Source organism: Yokenella regensburgei ATCC 49455 (assembly GCF_000735455.1).
GTDB classification, from domain to species: Bacteria; Pseudomonadota; Gammaproteobacteria; order Enterobacterales; family Enterobacteriaceae; genus Yokenella; species Yokenella regensburgei.
Map to the genome: position 1 here is coordinate 41,315 of NZ_JMPS01000068.1, position 21,104 is coordinate 62,418.

The window sequence follows — 21,104 nt, forward strand, 5'->3', positions numbered from 1 at the left end:
TCTCAGCCCCAGAAATTCATAAAAGAGGAAAGATCATGGCTGTTCAGGGTATCGAGGGCGTACTGAGCCAGATGCAGATGACGGCGAGCGTCGCGCGCAATCAGGCCGTTGAAGCACCGCAGGGCGTCAGCTTTGCCGGGCAGCTTACCGCTGCGCTGGACCGCATCAGCGACACGCAAACCGCGGCACGTGCACAGGCAGAAAAGTTTTCACTGGGTGAACCCGGCGTTGCGCTCAACGACGTGATGACCGATCTGCAAAAATCGTCTGTTTCACTGCAGATGGGGATTCAGGTGCGCAACAAGCTGGTAACGGCGTATCAGGAAATGATGTCCATGCAGGTGTAGGTATCGTCCTGGTAGTTATATTCGTTTGCCCCACAGTCATCCGATATAGATGGGGCAAACGCTGAAAATTGCTCCTCAAATACATTCTTTTAATGCAGTTTGAACATAAACCTTGTTCCGGATGGCTCGTTATTAGAAGATCAAATGAAATCCTGTAGTCAAGATTTCTGTAACGCGCTGTTAGCCGCCTTCACCTGGCAACATTACTGCAGTCGCCTTCGTAAGATAATTGCCTGAAATTCAAAGAATCACCACTTTATTTCAGAGCCTGATGACTACGTGATTACTTTGTGCCGGTGATTAGACATAAATTGTGGCGCGTGACTGCACCTGGAGTACGATTGTTGGTACTTCATGGGTTTGTTGACCACTATTCGCCTACCTGTAATAATCCGGCAACTACTGAAACGTTAAACGTGCAATAATTGTCATGTTCAGGTGTTCATGCAAAACGAAAAACGTAATATAGAGTTTATTCAGGCACTTCGCGGTATCGCTGCGCTCGCTGTAGTTTTACGGCATGCTGCAGAGTTCATTCCCGGCATCATTGTCTATGATACGAAAGCTATCTCCTGGATGCTTTTCTGGGGTGGTGCAGGATTCGGAGTTGATCTGTTTTTTATCATTAGCGGTTTCATAATGGTATGCACGACATGGAGTGGGGACGGCTCTATCCGTTATACCATTGAGTTTTATATTAAGCGTTTTACCAGAATCTTTCCCGTATACACAACATTAACATTAATATCCATTTTTACACTTCATGGTGGGATGGCGTTTTTCGATTCGGGGAGTAATGTTAATTCATTATTCAAAGCGTTACTTTTCCTTCCACAAGGTGACATTTCTGCTAAACCTGTATACGGCGTTGCACCATTGTTTGTTGGATGGACGCTGAACTATGAAATGTATTTTTATCTCATATTTGGTGCCAGTTTGCTTCTTGGACGGGCACGCTGGATCGCGCTTGCTACAGTTGCAGTGATGACATTAGTTGTATTGCCATACTTAACTACAGGTTCAGTAACTGCAAGCGTTTATCCGGATTATGCCTATTCATTTTTTTATCTTAATATCATTTCTAATCCAATTATTTGGCTGTTCATTGCCGGAGTAGGAATTGCTTTGATATATAAATCAAAAGTTAGAGTTGAAAGTCAGTTTTGGTGTCTGATCCTGGTGTCAACGGCTACAGCTTTTACAATATACCAGTATTTATCGTGGTACAGAGCGGATCATGGTATTTTTATGTGGGGTATATCTCTAGTCCCGCTTGTATTATCACTAGCGATCGCTAGTAAAACCATCCGAATCCCTGCACCTCATGTTTTTACTTACCTTGGTGATATATCATTTTCACTCTATCTGGTACATTTACCTGTCAAAGGGGCGCTTGATATAGTTTTCAGATATATTGGTGCGGTACCTGAGGGAGCTCCATTTTTTGTCTTAATGGTCCTGATGTCGATTATTGCTGCAGCAATCTCACATCGTTATTTGGAACAATCACTTGCTAATTGGCTTAAGTCAAAAATACTCACCGAATTCCAACATCGATTTGGAAAGATTGGTCAAGATGTCTTGATGAAATAAAAATAAGACAGAATAAAGGGATACCCATTTAGAACTGGATATCCCTTTTTACTCAAGCCAGATTTTCGGAAAAGTTGTTTTTTCGTCTGAATGTTGGTGCCAGCATGATTCGTTGCATGATGAACCATGCCACCAGGTACAACTCTCCGTGAAGCGGAACCATATACATCGTTATTGTGGCCTGCGCCGCCATTGAAAATGCAAAGACGCTGTTAGGGTTGCGTCTAAAGAATTCATAAGCTGACCACGACATAAAGCCGACAAACAGGCCGGAGAGCATCACACCAACCCATTCAAAATCAAGATACAGGAATGACCAGGAACTGAAAGCAGGGTAATAACCTTGATCCGCAGCACCTGGATATAAAGCTTCCTGGATCATTAACTGACCGTAAATAACGGGCTTATCTGGATCTATAAATCGTGGAATGTATCCCCAGAAGCTACTCAGGAATGACTCACCTAGCTTCGGACCAACCTTATCGTAGTTACCAACAAAATCAATTGTTTTCTGGAAGTAATCGAAGTACGCCAATGCGCCAAAAATATTATTTGTAGTTCCTTGAATTAGCTGGATTGCTAAGAATAAAGAAAGTAGCGATACGCCAATCAATGCAAATTTTGAGAGCTTTATTTGTTTTATAAAATGAGAATAGTAAAATATTATAATTAAAACGATGATTAGGATGTTTTGTTTTGAACCGGTAAAGTAGCTAATGGCTAAACAAAACAACACATATGGAGAAATCTTAAGCAGTTCACGTAAAGAAGTCGGTTTTCTCGTATAAAGAATATAAATCATGAAAAGCGATATGCTCCATACCCAGAAAAGGTAGAAGTTGCCAGCTCCAAATTTATTTTCAATATATGCATCCCTTGGGGATAAGAACCACTTTTCTCCACCACCACCCACTTTGGCCAGCATGATGAAGTTAACTGCCATAAATGTTATTATCATAAATGCAGATAATCCACTTTTCTTCATTACCCGGTCAGAATCATTCAGTCGGAAGCAATAAATAAAGCCTTTAAATACAGAATACGCATGCTCTGATCTAAGGAAAAATGGTGCGATAAAACAAAATACATATAGGAAATGTAGCAGAAGTGCGTGAGTTATATCGCTGTCTTTAAAAGCAGTAGCGCCACCAATAAATAGCATTGCGCAGCTAAGAATTACCCTTAGCCCACTATCAAAAGCAAGATAGTAGGATGCCGGATTAAATGGATTTCCGTAATACTTTGAAAACAAAACGATCAAAGAAAATACAAAAATTGCCATTGCCGACAGTGTAATATATGAAAGTATGTAATCCATGGTGTTTTCTTTGTGTCAGACGTTATACGAAATTTAACATGGAGGCATAGATAAGTCCAACGGCAACCTTGGTCACAAAATGGCCATCATGGGGCTCCATAGCCGGAATGTTTAGACGATGCCAGCAATCTACTGACAAAGATATGAGATTATAGCCAGATATAGAGTACAAGTTATGAATTGAGAAAAAACTTGTGCGTGGAAACAGTTAGTAGGACTTTAAGAACACGTAAAAGGACGTGTAATGGGATGGCACGGAAGTAGTTCCAACGAACCCGCCCGAAACACTGGCGCTGTTAATCCGTTAATGCCACAATATTTTTTTCTCCGTTTGCAGGAAAAGTGATGAAAAAATTAGCAATGGCGGGCGCGCTGCTGGCGCTGGCGGGATGCGTACAGGTGGATAATTACCACAACGTGGTGAAGGCGCCCGCACCGGCGAAACTTGCGGGTTACTGGCAGTCGAAAGGGCCGCAGAGCGTGATGGTGAGCCCGGAGGCAATAGCCAGCCTGATTATTACCAAAGATGGCGATACGCTGGATTGCCGCCAGTGGCAGCGGGTGATTGCGGTGCCGGGTAAACTGATGCAGCGCAGTGACGATTACTACAACGTCACCAGCAAGCCGGATGTCTACAGCCTGGATCTCGACGGTAGTACGCTTGAATACGATCGTATGGAGCTGCAGCGTGTCGATCGTCCGACGCAGGAATGCGCCGATGCGATGGCGAAAAATAACATCAAACCGCTGAAGTAATCGGCTTCCCCGGCATTATCGCCGGGGATTTTGTTACAGCACATCCTCTATTACCCACACGCTGACGCTGCCGCCTTCGCAGGTAAACGTCGCGTTGCCGTTGTCGTCGGTCTCGATGATTTCCTGACGATTGCCAAGAAAATCCTTCCAGCGTTTGCCGCCGTAGTTATCGCCAAGCGTCAGCGCTTTTTCACCATCGTCGCCGTTTGACATCACCACCACGCAACCGGGCGCATTGTCGGTACCGCTACGGCTGAAAGCGATACAGTTAGGGTGGTCGAAGTAAAGCGTCTGCACGCCGTGGGCGAAACGTTGACGGGCATCGATAAGCTCGTGCAACTGCTCGATGACCGGCATCTCGATGTTGTACTGGTTACCGTCGCGGCCAGTGTCCTCATAGCTGGCACCGAACAGATCCGGGTAAAACACGGAAGGCACACCGTTCTCGCGCAGCAGGATAAGCGCGTAGGCCAGCGGCTTAAACCAGGCTTCTACGGGGGCCTCCAGTGCCTGCAGCGGCTGGGTATCGTGATTGGCAACCAGCGTGACGGCGTGGAAGGGGTCTGCTTCGACCAGCGTGTTGGTAAAGATCTGACTCATGTCGTAGTCGCGGCCAAGGCGGGAAGCCTCGTGGAAATGCATTTGTAGCGGCGCGTCGAACAGCATGGTTTGCCCGTCGACCTGGTCGATGTAGTTCTGCAGCTTATCGACCTCGTGCGACCAGTATTCCGCAACAATAAACAGCGGTTTATCGGTGACTTCCTGAACGTGCTCAATCCACTCCTTATAAAACCAGGCCGGAATGTGTTTGACCGCATCAAGGCGAAAACCGTCGCAATGGGTCTGCTCCATCACCCAGCGTGCCCAGTATTTTATCTCTTCAGTTACCGCATGATTGCGAAAATCAATGTTTTCGCCCATCAGGTAGTCGAAGTTGCCCATCTCATCATCGACCTGATCGTTCCAGCCGTCGCCGGTGTAGTCGTTGACGATTTTAAACACCCCGTCTTCATCGGGGTTCTCGATATGGTCGACGCCGCTGAAGCATTTAAAATCCCAGATAAACTGTGAATACTGCCCTGCGCGAGCGGGGAAGGTGTAACGGGTCCATGCCTCGCATTCGACAATTTCATCGTCAATTTGGGTGCGATCCTGCTCGTTTACCCGCTGCACGCGGATCTGTTCTTTCTCGTCAGCGCCCATTTTGTGGTTGACCACCACATCGAGTAACACGGCAATGTCATGGTTTTTCAGTGCGTTAATGGCGGCCTGTAGCTGCGCCTTGTCGCCATATTTGGTGGCAATAGTGCCTTTCTGGTCAAATTCTCCGAGATCGAATAAGTCGTAGCTGTCGTAACCGACAGAGTAACCGCCCGATGCCCCTTTGTAAGCCGGGGGAAGCCAAATCATGTTGACGCCGATTTCGTTGAGATTGGGGGCCAGCGCTTCAACTTCTCGCCACAATTCACCGCCCGCAGGGTAATACCAGTGAAAGCATTGTAGTAAGGTGGGGTTGCGCATTCCGCTGCTCCATAAGATGAGGAGCCTCAAGTATGGCTGACGAAGCGGGAAAATGCCTGGCGCGCAGTGCGCGCCAGCGAATCTCTGGAGGGGATGTTTCCGGAATTACTGGGAGTTGAATTCGTTGGGGAACAGAATATTACCTGAGAGACTGCCATAGGCCGTGGTCACGGATTTTTGCTTTCCGGTCTGGTTTATCAGTACCTGAAGCTCACTCATCCTTTCCTGCAACAACGTTTTAAGTCGGGCTTCGTTGTCGAGGATCTGTGCCAGCAGTATCCGGGCTTTATCCTGAAACAGCGTGTTATTGGCGGGCAAGGGCTGCCCGGCAATACGTTCGACCATCGTCACGTAGGTGACCTCATGTTCAACCAGCTCATCCCATTTACCCTCATGGGCAAGACTGAGCAGGGTATGACTTAAAGCCAACAGGGCGTGCCAGTTCTGAAGTGATGGGATGGAGTCGGTCATCAGAACACGTCCTGGAGTGAAGGTGAACTTGGGCCAATCTGTTTCCATGCGTCAGCAATATTATTCAGCAGTGCTTCCACTTCTGAAATTGCTGCGACATCGTTACGCAGGTTGGCATGCAGCAACCGCCTGACCATATAGTCATACAACGCTGACAGGTTATGGGGGAGTTCTCCACCAACGTCCATGTTCAGTCCGGCCTTCAGTCCATTATCGATGATATTGATAGCCTTAGAGAGTGATTCTCCCTTAGCCACAATATCACCTTGCTCCAGAAATAGACGGGCACGCACCATTGCACTGAGCGCGCCGTCAAACAGCATCACGACGAGCTGGTGCGGGCTGGCGCTCAGCACCGCACTTTCCAACCCGACTTTCTGGTAGGCCTGAACACCAGAATTGTTGTACATATCAGTTCCTTAACTGCTTTTGGTGAATTGCTGAGTCAGATAGTTAGAGGTGTTGGTTAACTTGTTCACCAGCGAACTCAGGTTTGTAAACTGCGTTTTGTAACGCGCCATAGTGGCATCGATAGACGCCTGCATATCGTCGTAGCGTTGGTCCAGGCTCTTCAGCGTGCTGTTGATACCGTTTTTGGCGTTCTGCACCACACCTTCTTTACCGGTGGTGGTACTCAGCATGGTGGTGAGCTTGTTGTTCATCATGGTGGCGAAACCGGTGGTTTTACCATCGCCCATGAAGTAGCTCTGCACGCCTTCCGGGTTATCGGTTAATGCCTGGGTCAGTTTCTTGTCATCAATTTTCAGGTTACCGAGCGAGCCGTCAGCGCCAATGTTCGGATCCTGGGTGATACCCAACTGGGTCATCAGCTTGTAAGCGCCGCCGCTCTGAACTTCAGTCAGCAGGCCGCGTAAATCGGCTTGTACGGAGCGAACCTGGCTGTCACCAATCAGCGGGCCGCTGTCGGTAGACTGCGCTTTGCCTGGGTCAACTTTGACGTATTTGGTCAGGCTGGCAATCGTCGACTGCAGCGAGTTGTATGCTGCCACCCAGTCGGTGATCGCTTTTTTGTTTGTATCGGTTGAGCGTGATAACTCGAGGTTTTCATCAGCCTTGCTTTGCGCTTTCAGTGACAGAGTCACACCCGGCAGTACGTCAGAGATGGTGTTGGACTCGCGCTCAATGTCGATATTGTTCACGGTCACTTTCGCATTCTGCGACTTTGTTTGCAGGGTCATGGCACCGGTTTGGCTGCTGGAGTCGAAGCCAATCACACCCTGCAGGGTGTCATCACCCGTAACGGTCACGGTCATATCACCGCTGACGCCGGTGGATTTAGAGGTCAGCATCAGGCGGTAATCGCCGTCGGTGGCCTTTATCACGGTGGCATTCACGTTGCCGCCGGATTTGTTAATCGCGCTCGCGATACCGTTCAGGGAGGTGTCGGAGTCAGACAGCGTCACCTTCAACGGCGTTTTGGTACCCGGCTGGGTAATCGTAATGTCTCGCGTGCCTCCGGTAGTGGCACCCAACTGCGCGGTGTTGCTGGCCTGCTTACCGGTGGTCAACGCCTGAGCTTTGGCGAGTTGAGCAACGTTAATCGTATACGAACCCACTGACGCGCCGCTGGTTGAGGTGGCGGTAAACGCGGTGTTGGTACTGGTTACCGTCGTGGAGCTCCAGGTATCCGCTTTACCCAGGTTGGCGGTTGCAGTCTGCAGGCTCTGCAGGGAGCTTTGCAGCTTGCCCCACGCGCTCAGCTGCGCGTTATAAGTGCTCTGCTGACGGGTGATGATGTTCAGCTTGCTTTGTTCTGCCGTTTCCAACTGGGTGTAAAGGTCATTAAGGTTCAGGTTTGTTCCCGCACCAAGGTTGCTGATTGAAGCCATACAAATTTTCCTTTATGTATTTTGGTCGTTTGAGACTTTTATCGGCGCGGTGTCGGAAAAGTTTACATAAAGAGGAAAAAAATAATCCCTGGAATAGCCGAGGGGATTGCGGGCTTATGCAGGGATTGCCTGTGCATAAAATTAACGCAGTAGAGAAATTCGCCATTGGCGATCGCGTATTAATAATAAGGAAGAAAGTCAGAAAGGGCAGGCAGGTAAAAATTCCCCTTAAATAACGCCAATATATTTACCTGAGGAAAAATATAATATTAAAAATCCTTATATATCAATGGTTAATGATTTTTTTCATTTTGATTCTAAAGTCTTGTTAACTGCCGCCGATACCCTTTTTGACGGTGAGAGACGCCGTGGGTGTTAGGCACCGACCCTAGAATCTAATTTATGAAGGAAACGAATCATGGCAGTTATCAATACTAACCTGTTGTCCCTGACCACTCAGAACAACCTGAACAAATCTCAGTCTTCTCTGGGCACCGCTATCGAGCGTCTGTCCTCCGGTCTGCGTATCAACAGCGCGAAAGATGACGCTGCTGGTCAGGCGATTGCTAACCGCATGAACTCTCAGATCAAGGGTATGACCCAGGCCGCTCGTAACGCGAACGACGGTATCTCCATGGTGCAGACCGCTGAAGGTAACCTGAACGAAATCAACACCAACTTACAGCGTATCCGTGAACTGTCTGTACAGGCAGCAACCGACACCAACGGCGCAACCGACCTGAAATCAGTTAACACTGAAATCACTCAGCGTCTGGCTGAAATCGACCGTATCGCTGGTTCCGCGAACTTCAACGGTAAAAAACTGCTGGACGGTTCTGTCACTGGCGCCCTGAAAATTCAGGTTGGTGCAGGTACTTCTGCTAACGATACCATCGCTATCGACAGCACTGCGCTGATCAACGCCACTTCCGGTACCCTGGACGCTGGCCTGAGCACCTCCATCACTGATAACTCCTCTGCACAGGCAGTTATCTCTGCGGCCGATGCTGCTATCGCGAAAATCGATACCGCTCGTTCCAACATGGGTGCGATTCAGAACCGTTTCGAATCTACCATCAACAACCTGAACAACTCTATCAACAACCTGTCTGCTGCTCAGTCCCGTATCCAGGATGCTGACTACGCGACCGAAGTTTCCAACATGTCCCGCGCGCAGATCCTGCAGCAGGCTGGTACTTCTGTTCTGTCTCAGGCAAACCAGGTTCCGCAGGCAATGCTGTCCCTGCTGCGTTAATATCGACGCACTTTGCACAAAAGGTTGCTGGCGACAGCAACCTTTTTTTCGTCTCTCTCCAGGGAAGCCTGAGAGACAATGTACAAAATAAGCCCCTGATCCTGCGTTTTATCCCCTCATCACTCCTGCATCTGCGGTGATACCGTAATCAGAATGACTTCTCTTTGCCTGAGCGAAGGCTGCTCCGTTTGCATCAACATTGAGCTAATAACATGAATAAGTTTTCACGTACCCGTGCGTTGCATCAGTACTATCGCGATGTATTTACCAAAGTCATCGATTTACCTGATTCAGACAGGCTTCCTGCCCAGGCGGTTGCTGAAATTTTGCAGTTCCGCAACACCGACCTCGATACGATGAAACCCATTATCATGGCGACGGAAACCGGGCTCAGTGCGGAGAAAGAGGCGGCCCTGAAGGCCATGATGTATGCGCTAACCCTGGCGAACAATGCTTTCGATGTGAAGAACGAAGGGCAGCGTTATACCGTTCCGCCGGAAATGGCTGAGAGCATCACCAACTATATTGTTGCTGCTCTGCAGAGCGACAATTCGGTTACCAATCTGGTTGTCGCTATTCAGATTTTATTCCGTATCAATGAAATTGAATCCGCGCTATTCCTTATATCTAATAATCTCTCCACGCTCAGCCAGCAGGCGGCGGTGCTTAAAATTCTGCTGCTGATTTGCCTGATGGAAGAAGATGACAATCAACTGCAGATAGTGATCCAGCATATGACGGCGGATTCTGAGCTGATTGGTGAGGATCCGTTCACGCTGCTGATGATCGTCTGCGGTATTTATAAGCTGGGCGGTTGCCCTGATTCATATATTGATTTTACGCCGCTACAGAGCGCGCATACCGAACTTGATACCTCGCGCTATCAGTGGCTTATTCCGCACAGCAAAAATGGTAAAACCACGGTGCTGATTGCCTGCGACAAAGGCTATTTCCTCCAGCACGCCAAAGCGCTGGTGGCCTCTGTCTATGAGACTAACGGCTGCGAGCTGAATGTGCATCTGCATATTTATAACTGCGACGACGGGCTCGAAGCTCAGGTTCATGAACTTGCTGCCTGCTTCCCGGGGTTAGCGCTTTCTCTGAGTCATGAAGAGGTGAAAACCACGCAGGGGATCAACGTCCACTATGCTTCCCGTCGATTCGTATTCATGAGCCATGCGCTGGAAGTCTTTGCCGCACCGATCCTGCTGCTCGATGCCGACTGCCTGGTGCGCAATTCATGGCAAGCAACACTTACTGCGCTCGGAGCGCAGAAATTATTCCTGACCAACAACGAATCGGCACCGCTGTGGGAGCGTGTTCAGGGCGGCTTCCTGTACGCCGAGCCGGACACGATTTCACAGCGCTATCTCGATATCGTCGCGCGCTTTATCGATCACAACCTGATGCGCGGGAATGTGGTCTGGTTCCTCGACCAGGTGGCGTTGTCGTTTGCCGTTGATGCGATGCCTGCCATTGAGCAGATGAGCATTGGTCGGGTTGACCCCTCGCTAGTTATCGACACACGTCACCATGACCAGACGTTCAGTTGGGTGGTCACCACCTACAAAAAAGGCGGTGGCAACTGGCAGCAGTATAAAACCGCACTCTGCGAGAAATATTTCCCGGCACATTAACCCTGTGCCGTCTGTACAGATTTGAATACGGAAGCGACCAGTGAAAACGTTGTACCAGAATCGATACCTTACGCCCGCGTCTTTGCGCGCCAGCGCCATGCTGAGCGGCATGGAGACGGCACCTTCCGCCCATGCCCGCATCATGGAGCTGGGATGTGGCAGCGCAGAAACGCTCATTGCCCATGCTCGCGCATGGCCACAGAGCGTGTGCATTGGCATTGATATTGATGAGCAACTGATAGCGCAGGCAGGTAGCACCATTGCCGCCCTTGAGCTCAGCAACGTTGCGACTTATGCCATCGGGTTGAACGATCTGCTGGCCGTCTCTCCTGGAGAGCTTGATTACATCATTTTGCATGGCGTCTTTGCCTGTCTGGGTGAGGCCGAGCGTGAGGCGGTGCTGGCATGGTGCCAACAGCACCTGGCTGCTAACGGTATTATCAGTCTACGGCACGCCGTATTACCCGGAGGTAGCGAAGCGCAGCAGCTTCGCGATGCACTGGCGTTTCATATTCAGCGTGGCGATGCCAACGACTCCCCGTTGGTGAGCGCCAGAGCCATGCTCGGATGGATGGCGCTGACTTTGCCTGAGGGGAGCCTCAGGCAAACGGTGCTGGAAGCCGAAGCGCTGGACGATAACGCGCTGACCGTTCAGTGGCTGCTGGAGCCCGCGCCGGCTCGCTGGTATAGCGAATTCTGCCAGCAGTTGGCAGGACAAGGCCTGTACCCGCTGGGCGATGCACTCCCGCACGCTTCGCTGGCAATTGCCTGTGGGGAGAGTATTCATCAGTTGCACAGTGCAATCGCCAGCGGTACGTCGCACGCGATTGCCCAGCAGTATCTCGACATTGCAACAGGTCGGGGGGAGCGGGTGACGCTGCTGACCACTCAGGCAGAACGTGGCGTTCCTGCAGAACCCAATCTTGCGAGGCTCGAAGACCTGCACTGGGCGGGTAATTTCACCCGAATGGTGACCGACAAAGGGTTTATTGCCAACGGGCATCTCAGCGCCAGCGGTCAGCCGCTCAGTACGGAAAACCCGGTCATGCTGCAAATTCTCGATCTGCTGGGCGCGGCGTGGCCGCTGAGCCTCAGCGTGGAGCAACTGATCTTCAACACACGGCTGCCGGAAAAAAATGATGAGGTCCGTGAGCCAGTGCTCGCTGCGTTAACCGAACTTTTTCTGCTCCGCCCGGAAGGGCTGCACTGGAGCGCCGAGCCGGGGCCGTATAACGCGAATAGCCAAAACACGCTGCTGGTGCTGGGGGATAGCGAACTGACCAACCTGTGGGGCGTCGGCGTTGAGGTCACCGCTGGGGAGCGGGAGTACCTGGCCGGTGCGATGACGACGGTGGATGATGAGAGCTGGCAGCATTTCTTATCGCTGCGCGCTAAAGGTGTGCTGATTGGTTCTGCTCAGGCCTGGAAAGTGGCGATACAGCGGTTCCTACGCGAAGGAACACTTTCCCGCCTGAAGCCGATGATTACTACGCTGCTGTTACTGAGCGTGGGTATGAAACGGGGTGGCCTGCTCGCCGATAACGTCGGCGTACCGGAGTTACCTGCGCCAGAAGACGATGGTGCTATTGATGAATTATACAGCCACGTCAATTTGCTGATTCGTCAGGGGAAATCCCAGCAGGCGCGCGAATATACCTTCGCGTTATTGAACGAATCACCCGACGATCTGCATATTCTGCGCTGCTATTCGCGCACCTGTGTCCTGACCAGCGCCTGGCAGGAAGCGCTGTCGGCGCTTTGCCAACTGATGGGGCACTTCTGCTCCAGCCTCGATATTTACTACGACCTGGCGACGGCGTTGCAAAAGACCGGCGATCGTCATCATGCGCAGAAAATTATCCATGGTTTGCTGCGCCTGGACAGCAAAAGTGCCGGGTTCTGGCACTCGCTGGCTACGCTACACCAGATGCAGGGCCAGGCGCAGTTAGCGGAAAAATGCAGCCGTGAGGCTTTCCGCCATCAGCCAAATAATGCCCGCTATCTTGGGACGCTGGGAGTGATCCTCAGCGATAACCAGAAGCTGGATGAAGCCAGATACTTCCTCGAAAAAGCGCTGGAGCTGAAGCCGAATGATTTTGACTGCTTCACCAGCCTGCTGTTCGTGTTGACCCACGATCATACGGTGACCGCGCAGCAGCAGCTGGAGATGCATAAAGAGTACGGCCGCCGGGTGGATGCCTGGGCGGCGGGCGAGATGCTCGAGCACTATGCGCCAGTGGATAAAAATCCGACGCGGAAATTACGCATTGGTTTTGTCTCGGGCGATCTGCGTAACCACCCGGTCAGCAACTTCCTGCTGCCGTTCTGGGACAGCTTTAACCGCGAGCACTTTGAACTGGTGGGCTATAACGCCTCGCCGACCCACGACTGGATGACCGACAGGTTACAGGCAGGGGCGGTGCTGTGGCGCAATGTCGAGCTGATGAGCGATGTAGAACTGGCAAAACAGATTAACGCTGATGCCATCGATATTCTTATCGATCTCTCGGGGCATACCACCTACACGCGTATTCCGGCGTTTGCACTGCGACCGGCACCGGTACAGATGACGTGGATTGGTTATCCGGGCACTTCCGGTATTGCGGCGATGGATTATCGCCTGCTGTCGATGGGCTGTCTTAATCCACCGGGTCTGGAAAAACAGTTCCTCGAAAAAGTGATTTACGTACCGATGGATAAGCTGTTTTCACCCGAGAAGAACAGTCCGGAAATCAGCGAACTGCCCGCGCTCAGTAAGGGTTACATCACCTTTGGTAGCTTCAACCGACCAAAGAAAATTAACCCGGAAGTGCTGCAGCTGTGGGCTTCGATCCTCACTCAGTATCCGCAATCACGGCTGCACATTGGCTTTATGGATGATGAACGTATCAGGCGGCAGATAACGCGGCAGCTCGTCGAGCTTGGCGTGGCGGAAGAGCGCCTCTCGTTCCAGGGGCGTATGCCGCTGCTGGAGTATCTGGCAAGCCACGATCGGGTAGATATTTTGCTCGATACCTTCCCATATACCGGCGGCACGACGACAAACCACGCGGCGTGGATGGGCGTACCGACCCTGACGTTGTGCGGTGAAACCCTGGCCTGCAGACAGGGCGTTGAAAATATGAACAGTTATGGATTGCACCAGTTTATCGCCATGGATAAGGCGGATTTCGTCAGCAAAGCGCTGTACTGGCGCGATCATTTTGACGAACTGAACGCAATTCGACGTGGCATGCGCAGCCAGATCCCGGTGGAAACTGAAAACGGATTCAGCGCGGCCGGACATCTGGAGTATGCGCTGCGTCACGCATGGGCGCTGTACTGCAAGGGCCAGCCTGCGCAGTCATTTGTGATTGAAGAATCAGGCAACGCAGTACCACTAGTACGTTAACAGGTTAAACAGGCGATTTTCGGTTTCAACTACACCGTCTCGCAGAGGTCATTGATGAAAGATATCTACGTCACCAGCCCACTACTGCCTCCTCTGGAGGAGTTTATTCCGTACCTGGAGAAAATCTGGGACAACAAAAATCTCACCAACGGGGGAGAGTGGCACCAGCGCCTGGAAAAAGAGCTGGCTGAGTATCTGGGCGTGGAGCATTTGTGCTTGTTTGCCAATGGCACCCTGGCATTGTTAACGGCGCTGCAGGCGCTGCGTATCACCGGCGAAGTGATAACCACACCGTACTCGTTCGTCGCTACCTCACATTCGCTGCTGTGGAACGGGTTAACGCCGGTATTTGCCGATATCGACCCGGTCACCTGCAACATCGATCCGGATAAACTGGAGGCGCTGATCACACCGGCTACCTCCGCTATTCTGCCGGTGCACTGCTATGGCATTCCGTGCGACGTCGATAAAATTCAGTCGATTGCCGATGCCTGGGGACTGAAAGTGATATATGACGCGGCTCACGCGTTTGGGGTGAAGAAGAATAACCAGAGCGTGCTGAACTACGGCGATCTCTCCATCCTGAGCTTCCACGCGACCAAGGTGTTCAACACCTTTGAAGGCGGCGCGATTATCTGCCCGGATGCCCGCATGAAGCAGCGCATCGATTATCTGAAAAACTTTGGTTTTGCCGGCGAAACTACCGTGGTGGCACCGGGGATTAACGCCAAAATGAACGAAGTGCAGGCGGCGTTTGGCCTGGTACAGCTCGGGCATATTGATAACGCACTGGCGAGCCGGGCGGAGATATACCAGCGTTACTGCGAATGGCTCAGTGATATTCCCGGCATCAGCATGTTCTCTGTGACCGATGACGTAGAATGGAACCACGCTTATTTCCCGATTCGCATTGAGAGCGAGTTTCCGGTAAGCCGTGACTGGGTGTATGACGCGCTGAAAGCGCAGGGAATATACTCGCGCCGCTATTTCTATCCGCTCATCAGCTCCTTCTCAATGTACCGACACTTGCCGTCGGCGCAGCCGGATACATTACCGGTCGCCAATGACATTTCGGAGAAAATATTGTGTCTGCCGATCTTCCCTTATTTAAGCATCGACGATCAGGCGCGGGTGGTGAATATTATCCGTGAGCAGGCAGGATTAGCCATGGTGGATAAAGTGGCATGAGACTCGGTATTTATGGTGCGGGCGGGCAGGGCCGGGAGACGTTGGTTCTGGCGCGCCAAATTAACCGGCTTTCATTTCGCTGGAGCGCAATATTCTTTATTGATGATGTGACCGGGGAAAAGGTTATCAGTGGTGCCGATGTAGTGCGCTTTGCTGACCTCGACTTCAGTAATCTGGAGATTAGCATTGCGTTGGGCGAGCCTTTTCAGCGGCAGAGGCTCGCCGAAAAAGTGGCACCAAAAGCACCGCTGGCGACGCTTATACACCCTGGGGTGTTTGTCCCGGAGGATTCATTGATTGGTCAGGGCAGTATCCTGGCTCAGGGCGTTTTTCTCTCCTGTGACGTTACCCTCGGTGAGAACGTCCTTGTTCAGCCGAACGCTTATATCAGCCATGACTGTGAGATTGGTCCACACAGCGTCATCAGCAGCCAGGTCTCACTGGGAGGGCGCACCCGAATTGGCGCCCGGAATTTCCTTGGGATGAACGCGGTGGTGAAAGAGAAAGTCACCCTCGGAGACGATGTGGTGATCGGCATGGGCGCGGTGGTACTTGATGATATTGCGGATAGCCGCGTTGCGTTTGGTCATCCTGCGCGAATTCAACGTATGAACAATAAACGGATTTTTAGCTAAACGGAACCGTCGTTTCAGCGGGCATATTGCCGTAGCACGGGGTGCTACGGCATGATAAATGTTTAACTTTGGTAAAAATTAATATCTTAATATTCAATAAATTGAAATATAACCTGCAAATAAACGCGTATTTAGACCACTATTCTAGCGATTAAAACACCTGTAGAAACGGATAATCATGCCGATAACTCAACTAATGCAGGGCTGTTTATCGTGAATTCACTGTATACCGCTGAAGGTGTAATGGATAAACACTCGCTGTGGCAGCGTTACGTACCTTTGGTGCGCCATGAAGCATTGCGCCTACAGGTGCGGCTGCCGGCGAGCGTGGAACTGGACGATCTGCTTCAGGCGGGCGGCATCGGGTTATTGAACGCTGTCGAACGTTACGATGCTCTGCAAGGAACGGCATTTACCACTTACGCAGTGCAACGCATTCGTGGGGCAATGCTGGACGAACTGCGCAGCCGGGACTGGGTGCCGCGCAGCGTTCGGCGTAACGCCCGTGAAGTGGCGCAGGCGCTGGGGCAGCTGGAGCAAGAACTGGGGCGCAACGCGACGGAAACTGAGGTCGCGCAGCGGCTCGATATTTCTGTTGAAGATTATCGGCAGATGCTGCTGGATACCAACAATAGCCAGCTTTTCTCCTACGACGAGTGGCGGGAAGAGCATGGCGATAGTATCGAGCTGGTTACCGAAGAAAATCAGCAGGAAAACCCGTTATTCCAGTTACTGGAGAGCGATTTACGCCAGCGCGTGATCGACGCTATTGAAGCGCTTCCGGAACGTGAACAACTGGTACTAACGCTTTATTACCAGGAAGAGCTGAATCTCAAAGAGATCGGCGCGGTACTGGAAGTGGGCGAGTCGCGGGTGAGTCAATTGCACAGCCAGGCTATTAAACGTCTGCGTACCAAGCTGGGTAGGTTATAGGGTGGTGATGATGTCATCCCCCCTGAAAAATGCCGCACAACCAATGACAACCAGGAGTTATCATGACGGTGCAGCAAGTAAAAAGACGGCCATTAAGCCGCTATTTAAAAGACTTTAAACACAGCCAAACACATTGTGCACATTGCCACAAACTGCTTGATCGTATCACGCTGGTCCGTCGCGGCGAGATAGTCAACAAAATCGCGATTTCACGTCTCGATATCCTCATCAATGAAGAAGAGTGGCAGCTGGAGCGCCCCGACTGGGTGGCGCTGTGCCGCTTCTGCGGCGATCTGTACTGTAAAGAGCAGAGCGACTACTTCGACATCATTGGCTTCAAACAATACCTGTTCGAGCAGACCGATATGAGTCCGGGCACCGTGCGCGAGTACGTGGTTCGTCTGCGTCGCCTGGGAAACCACCTGAGCAGCCTCAACGTTTCGCGCGAGTTGCTGAGCGATGGCTATCTGGATGAAAATCTGGCGCCATGGCTACCGCCAACCAGCACCAATAATTATCGTATTGCCCTGCGAAAATATGCTCAGTTCCAGACCCATTTTCCAGCGCTAAAAATGCAGAATTTCGCTTATCCGGCAACCTCTGATATATATTAAATTTGAATAAGATGTAGCGTAGTGGTTTTTGCCGAATGCGGTGAAAACCTTACACTACCACCAGAATTCAAACATTTGGGGTAACGGGGTCTCTATGAAATTAGCACTTCTGGGTCGTCAGGCGGTGATGGGTGTCATGGCGGTTGCGCTGATGGCGGGCGTTACGGCAAAAACCTTCGCAGCTGAAAATCTGTTAAATCAGGTAAAAGAGCGCGGTACGCTGCGTGTTGGTCTTGAGGGGACTTACCCTCCGTTCAGTTTCCAGGGCGATGACGGGAAGCTGACCGGTTTTGAGGTTGAGTTTGCACAAGAACTGGCCAAACATCTGGGCGTGAAGGCAGATCTGAAACCGACCAAATGGGATGGGATGCTGGCTTCACTCGATTCTAAACGTATCGATGTGGTGATTAACCAGGTCACTATCTCTCCTGAACGTCAGAAGAAGTATGATTTCTCCACCCCGTATACCGTTTCCGGGATCCAGGCGCTGGTGAAAAAAGGTAACGAAGGCGTTATCAAAACGGCGGCTGATCTGAAGGGTAAAAAAGTGGGCGTCGGTCTGGGGACGAACTACGAAGAGTGGCTGCGTAAAAACGTCCAGGGCGTAGATATTCGTACCTATGATGATGACCCGACCAAGTATCAGGATCTGCGCGTAGGCCGTATCGACGCCATTCTGGTGGACCGTCTGGCAGCGCTGGATCTGGTGAAGAAAACCAACAATACGCTGGCGGTGACGGGTGAAGCCTTCTCCCGTCAGGAATCCGGTGTGGCATTGCGCAAAGGTAACGAAGACCTGCTGAAAGCGGTAGACGGTGCCATTGCGGAGATGCAGAAAGACGGTAGCCTGAAGGCGCTCTCTGAGAAGTGGTTTGGCGCTGACGTGACCAAATAACTCCTGTGGTAAAAAAAAGGCGCTAACCTTAGCGCCTTTTTTTATTTACGCTCAACTGAGTGCATAATAAAAATAAACGAGTCAGGAGGTACCATGTCATTACAAAATGTCACCCGTTTCCCGCGGCTGGAATTCATCGGCGCGCCGACGCCGCTCGAGTATCTGCCGCGCTTCTCCGATCATCTTGGTCGCGATATTTTTATTAAACGCGATGATGTCACCCCGATGGCGATGGGGGGCAATAAGCTGCGTAAGCTTGAGTTTCTGGCGGCTGACGCGCTGCGCGAAGGCGCCGACACCCTGGTCACCGCAGGAGCCATTCAGTCTAACCACGTGCGCCAGACGGCGGCGGTGGCGGCGAAACTGGGTCTGCACTGCGTGGCGCTGCTGGAAAACCCGATTGGCACGACGGCGGAAAACTACCTTACTAACGGTAACCGTTTGCTGCTCGACCTGTTCAATACTCAGGTTGAAATGTGCGATGCACTCACTGACCCGACGGCGCAGCTCGATGAGTTAGCCACTCGCCTGGAAGCGCAGGGATTCCGTCCGTACGTTATTCCGGTAGGCGGTTCGAACGCGCTGGGGGCGATGGGCTACGTGGAATGCGCCATGGAAATTGCCCAGCAGTGCGAAGGCATTGTCTCCCTTTCCTCCGTTGTGGTGGCATCCGGTAGCGCCGGCACGCACGCCGGACTGGCGGTAGGGCTTGAACACCTGATGCCGGAAATCGAACTGATTGGCGTCACGGTCTCTCGCAAAGTGGCTGAACAAAAACCGAAGGTAGTGACGCTCCAGCAGGCGCTGGCATCCAGTCTCGAAATGAAAGCTAGCGCAGATATTCAGCTGTGGGACGAATACTTTTCTCCGGGGTATGGCCTGCCAACGGAAGAGGGGATGGAGGCGGTCAAACTGCTGGCGCAGCTTGAAGGCATTCTTCTCGACCCGGTGTACACCGGTAAAGCCATGGCGGGGCTCATCGACGGTATCAGCCAGAAACGCTTTAAGGATGACGGAGCTGTCCTGTTTGTTCATACGGGCGGCGCACCGGCGCTCTTTGCCTATCATCCACACATTTAACGCAGACTTACGCTAATGCACGAAAGTATTCATCTGGTTATGGAATCACTGCCTTATCTGCTGAAAGGGGCGGTCTTTACGCTACAGCTCAGCATCGGCGGGATGATTTTTGGTCTGCTGCTGGGCTTTGTTCTCGCCCTGATGCGTATGTCGGCTATCTGGCCGGTGCGCTGGCTGGCGCGCTGCTATATCTCTATTTTCCGCGGCACGCCGCTGATTGCCCAGCTGTTTATGATTTACTACGGTCTGCCGCAGTTTGGCATCGAGCTGGATCCGATCCCCGCCGCGATGATTGGTCTGTCGCTTAACACCGCAGCCTATACGTCCGAAACCCTGCGTGCGGCGATTTCGTCTATCGACAAAGGGCAGTGGGAAGCGGCGGCCAGTATCGGCATGACGCCGTGGCAAACGCTGCGTCGGGCGATCCTGCCGCAGGCCGCTCGCGTGGCGTTGCCACCGCTGTCGAACAGCTTTATCAGCCTGGTGAAGGATACCTCGCTTGCTGCCACCATTCAGGTGCCAGAGCTGTTCCGTCAGGCGCAGCTTATCACCTCGCGTACGCTGGAGGTGTTCACCATGTATCTGGCCGCTTCACTGATTTACTGGGTGATGGCGACGGTGCTCTCGGCGCTGCAGAACTACTTTGAAAATCAGCTTAATCGTCAGGAGCGTGATCCAAAATGAGTGCGATTGACGTTAAAAATCTGGTGAAGAAATTTCACGGCCAGACGGTACTGCACGGGATCGATCTCGAAGTGCAGGAGGGCGAAGTGGTGGCCATCATCGGCCCCAGCGGTTCCGGGAAAACGACGCTTCTGCGGAGTATCAATCTGCTGGAGCAGCCGGAGAGCGGGACGATTCGCGTCGGTGATATCACCATTGATACCGCCAAACCTATCAGCCAGCAGAAAGGGCTTATCCGCCGTCTTCGCCAGCATGTGGGCTTTGTCTTCCAGAACTTTAACCTGTTCCCGCATCGTACGGTGCTGGAAAACATTGTTGAAGGCCCGGTGATTGTAAAGGGTGAAAACAAAGAAGAGGCGCAGGCTCGCGCTCGCGCGCTGCTGGCAAAAGTCGGACTCGCGGGTAAAGAGACCAGCTATCCGCGCCGTCTTTCCGGTGGACAGCAGCAGCGGGTGGCGATTGCCCGTGCGCTGGCGATGCGTCCGGACGTGATTTTATTCGATGAACCGACGTCGGCGCTCGATCCTGAGCTGGTCGGTGAGGTGCTGAACACCATCCGCCAGTTGGCGCAGGAGAAACGCACGATGGTTATCGTCACCCATGAAATGAGCTTTGCGCGTGACGTAGCCGACCGGGCCATTTTCATGGATCAGGGGCGTATCGTTGAGCAGGGTAACGCTAAATCGTTATTCGCCAATCCGCAGCAGCCTCGCACCCGTCAGTTTCTCGAAAAATTTCTGATGCAGTAAACCTCTGCGCGCCGCAGCCTGCCTGTGGCGCGTCTCTATACCAATTTTGTTAAGCGGCGCTAATGAATTCAGCGCGGCAGGACATTTTCTCTCTTTACATCAGGCCGTCGGGTAATAAAGTGCTCAGGTATGATATTTTGCGCTTATAAATAAGTAATATGTGTTAATTTCTTATATTCATAATAAT

General features: G+C 51.7%; 19 protein-coding genes. 14 read left to right on the forward strand and 5 right to left on the reverse strand.

What is annotated here, in order from left to right; all coding sequences use genetic code 11:
* Window positions 1–35: 35 nt before the first annotated feature.
* Together fliE and GYRE_RS16545 are read left to right on the forward strand one after the other, a co-directional pair.
* Window positions 36–347 (forward strand): flagellar hook-basal body complex protein FliE, encoded by a 312-nt coding sequence (gene fliE, locus GYRE_RS16540; RefSeq protein WP_006820570.1) that lies wholly within the window; start codon window positions 36–38, stop codon window positions 345–347.
* Between the two features lie 444 nt (window positions 348–791).
* Entirely contained in the window at window positions 792–1,940 is a 1,149-nt protein-coding gene (locus GYRE_RS16545; RefSeq protein WP_006820500.1) for an acyltransferase family protein, read from the forward strand.
* A 52-nt stretch (window positions 1,941–1,992) separates the two neighbouring features.
* Here the strand turns inward: GYRE_RS16545 and GYRE_RS16550 are convergent, their stop codons facing one another.
* The gene (locus GYRE_RS16550) at window positions 1,993–3,258 is read right to left on the reverse strand and encodes an oligosaccharide repeat unit polymerase (protein WP_006820499.1); all 1,266 of its coding nucleotides are present in this window, start codon (window positions 3,256–3,258) and stop codon (window positions 1,993–1,995) included.
* 345 nt (window positions 3,259–3,603) lie between these two features.
* Here GYRE_RS16550 and yedD point away from each other — a divergent pair, with 345 nt between their 5' ends.
* Entirely contained in the window at window positions 3,604–4,014 is a 411-nt protein-coding gene (yedD, locus tag GYRE_RS16555) for a lipoprotein YedD (RefSeq protein ID WP_006820498.1), read from the forward strand.
* A gap of 33 nt (window positions 4,015–4,047) precedes the next feature.
* Here yedD and amyA read toward each other — a convergent pair whose 3' ends face one another.
* The 4 genes from amyA to fliD all read right to left on the reverse strand — a co-directional run bounded on the left by amyA (window position 4,048) and on the right by fliD (window position 7,856).
* Complete coding sequence (gene amyA / locus GYRE_RS16560; RefSeq protein WP_006820497.1) at window positions 4,048–5,535, reverse strand: alpha-amylase; 1,488 nt, start codon at window positions 5,533–5,535, stop codon at window positions 4,048–4,050.
* 105 nt (window positions 5,536–5,640) lie between these two features.
* On the reverse strand, window positions 5,641–6,006 hold the full coding sequence (gene fliT, locus GYRE_RS16565; RefSeq protein WP_006820496.1) for a flagella biosynthesis regulatory protein FliT: 366 nt from the start codon (window positions 6,004–6,006) through the stop codon (window positions 5,641–5,643).
* Window positions 6,006–6,416: a flagellar export chaperone FliS gene (gene fliS, locus GYRE_RS16570; RefSeq protein WP_006820495.1), complete on the reverse strand. Its 411-nt coding sequence runs from the start codon at window positions 6,414–6,416 to the stop codon at window positions 6,006–6,008. Before fliS ends, fliT begins: the two co-directional genes overlap by 1 nt.
* Before the next feature lie 9 nt (window positions 6,417–6,425).
* The gene (fliD, locus tag GYRE_RS16575) at window positions 6,426–7,856 is read right to left on the reverse strand and encodes a flagellar filament capping protein FliD (RefSeq protein ID WP_038256757.1); all 1,431 of its coding nucleotides are present in this window, start codon (window positions 7,854–7,856) and stop codon (window positions 6,426–6,428) included.
* A 418-nt stretch (window positions 7,857–8,274) separates the two neighbouring features.
* Here fliD and GYRE_RS16580 point away from each other — a divergent pair, with 418 nt between their 5' ends.
* From GYRE_RS16580 to tcyN, 11 genes are all read left to right on the forward strand, one after another.
* On the forward strand, window positions 8,275–9,111 hold the full coding sequence (locus GYRE_RS16580) for a flagellin N-terminal helical domain-containing protein (protein ID WP_006820492.1): 837 nt from the start codon (window positions 8,275–8,277) through the stop codon (window positions 9,109–9,111).
* Between the two features lie 212 nt (window positions 9,112–9,323).
* On the forward strand, window positions 9,324–10,748 hold the full coding sequence (locus tag GYRE_RS16585) for a hypothetical protein (RefSeq protein ID WP_038256759.1): 1,425 nt from the start codon (window positions 9,324–9,326) through the stop codon (window positions 10,746–10,748).
* 40 nt (window positions 10,749–10,788) lie between these two features.
* Window positions 10,789–14,139 (forward strand): O-linked N-acetylglucosamine transferase family protein, encoded by a 3,351-nt coding sequence (locus tag GYRE_RS16590; protein WP_038256761.1) that lies wholly within the window; start codon window positions 10,789–10,791, stop codon window positions 14,137–14,139.
* A 54-nt stretch (window positions 14,140–14,193) separates the two neighbouring features.
* Window positions 14,194–15,327 (forward strand): DegT/DnrJ/EryC1/StrS family aminotransferase, encoded by a 1,134-nt coding sequence (locus tag GYRE_RS16595; protein WP_006820489.1) that lies wholly within the window; start codon window positions 14,194–14,196, stop codon window positions 15,325–15,327.
* A complete protein-coding gene (locus GYRE_RS16600) occupies window positions 15,324–15,962 on the forward strand; it encodes a NeuD/PglB/VioB family sugar acetyltransferase (protein WP_038256764.1) in 639 nt (212 codons plus the stop codon). The genes GYRE_RS16595 and GYRE_RS16600 overlap by 4 nt, the downstream gene beginning before the upstream one ends.
* A gap of 213 nt (window positions 15,963–16,175) precedes the next feature.
* The gene (locus GYRE_RS16605) at window positions 16,176–16,895 is read left to right on the forward strand and encodes an RNA polymerase sigma factor FliA (RefSeq protein ID WP_038256766.1); all 720 of its coding nucleotides are present in this window, start codon (window positions 16,176–16,178) and stop codon (window positions 16,893–16,895) included.
* A gap of 62 nt (window positions 16,896–16,957) precedes the next feature.
* Entirely contained in the window at window positions 16,958–17,509 is a 552-nt protein-coding gene (fliZ, locus tag GYRE_RS16610) for a flagella biosynthesis regulatory protein FliZ (RefSeq protein ID WP_006820486.1), read from the forward strand.
* Between the two features lie 94 nt (window positions 17,510–17,603).
* Entirely contained in the window at window positions 17,604–18,404 is an 801-nt protein-coding gene (gene tcyJ / locus GYRE_RS16615; protein ID WP_006820485.1) for a cystine ABC transporter substrate-binding protein, read from the forward strand.
* A 93-nt stretch (window positions 18,405–18,497) separates the two neighbouring features.
* Window positions 18,498–19,484 (forward strand): D-cysteine desulfhydrase, encoded by a 987-nt coding sequence (gene dcyD / locus GYRE_RS16620; protein ID WP_038256769.1) that lies wholly within the window; start codon window positions 18,498–18,500, stop codon window positions 19,482–19,484.
* Between the two features lie 15 nt (window positions 19,485–19,499).
* Complete coding sequence (tcyL, locus tag GYRE_RS16625; protein WP_038256772.1) at window positions 19,500–20,168, forward strand: cystine ABC transporter permease; 669 nt, start codon at window positions 19,500–19,502, stop codon at window positions 20,166–20,168.
* A complete protein-coding gene (tcyN, locus tag GYRE_RS16630; RefSeq protein WP_038256774.1) occupies window positions 20,165–20,917 on the forward strand; it encodes an L-cystine ABC transporter ATP-binding protein TcyN in 753 nt (250 codons plus the stop codon). The genes tcyL and tcyN overlap by 4 nt, the downstream gene beginning before the upstream one ends.
* Window positions 20,918–21,104 lie beyond the last annotated feature (187 nt).

Coding starts and splice junctions, on each gene's coding strand:
- fliE (WP_006820570.1), top strand. CDS start 36: ATGGCTGTTCAGGGTATCGAGGGCGTACTGAGCCAGATGCAGATGACG.
- GYRE_RS16545 (WP_006820500.1), top strand. CDS start 792: ATGCAAAACGAAAAACGTAATATAGAGTTTATTCAGGCACTTCGCGGT.
- GYRE_RS16550 (WP_006820499.1), bottom strand. CDS start 3,258: ATGGATTACATACTTTCATATATTACACTGTCGGCAATGGCAATTTTT.
- yedD (WP_006820498.1), top strand. CDS start 3,604: ATGAAAAAATTAGCAATGGCGGGCGCGCTGCTGGCGCTGGCGGGATGC.
- amyA (WP_006820497.1), bottom strand. CDS start 5,535: ATGCGCAACCCCACCTTACTACAATGCTTTCACTGGTATTACCCTGCG.
- fliT (WP_006820496.1), bottom strand. CDS start 6,006: ATGACCGACTCCATCCCATCACTTCAGAACTGGCACGCCCTGTTGGCT.
- fliS (WP_006820495.1), bottom strand. CDS start 6,416: ATGTACAACAATTCTGGTGTTCAGGCCTACCAGAAAGTCGGGTTGGAA.
- fliD (WP_038256757.1), bottom strand. CDS start 7,856: ATGGCTTCAATCAGCAACCTTGGTGCGGGAACAAACCTGAACCTTAAT.
- GYRE_RS16580 (WP_006820492.1), top strand. CDS start 8,275: ATGGCAGTTATCAATACTAACCTGTTGTCCCTGACCACTCAGAACAAC.
- GYRE_RS16585 (WP_038256759.1), top strand. CDS start 9,324: ATGAATAAGTTTTCACGTACCCGTGCGTTGCATCAGTACTATCGCGAT.
- GYRE_RS16595 (WP_006820489.1), top strand. CDS start 14,194: ATGAAAGATATCTACGTCACCAGCCCACTACTGCCTCCTCTGGAGGAG.
- GYRE_RS16600 (WP_038256764.1), top strand. CDS start 15,324: ATGAGACTCGGTATTTATGGTGCGGGCGGGCAGGGCCGGGAGACGTTG.
- fliZ (WP_006820486.1), top strand. CDS start 16,958: ATGACGGTGCAGCAAGTAAAAAGACGGCCATTAAGCCGCTATTTAAAA.
- tcyJ (WP_006820485.1), top strand. CDS start 17,604: ATGAAATTAGCACTTCTGGGTCGTCAGGCGGTGATGGGTGTCATGGCG.
- dcyD (WP_038256769.1), top strand. CDS start 18,498: ATGTCATTACAAAATGTCACCCGTTTCCCGCGGCTGGAATTCATCGGC.
- tcyL (WP_038256772.1), top strand. CDS start 19,500: ATGCACGAAAGTATTCATCTGGTTATGGAATCACTGCCTTATCTGCTG.
- tcyN (WP_038256774.1), top strand. CDS start 20,165: ATGAGTGCGATTGACGTTAAAAATCTGGTGAAGAAATTTCACGGCCAG.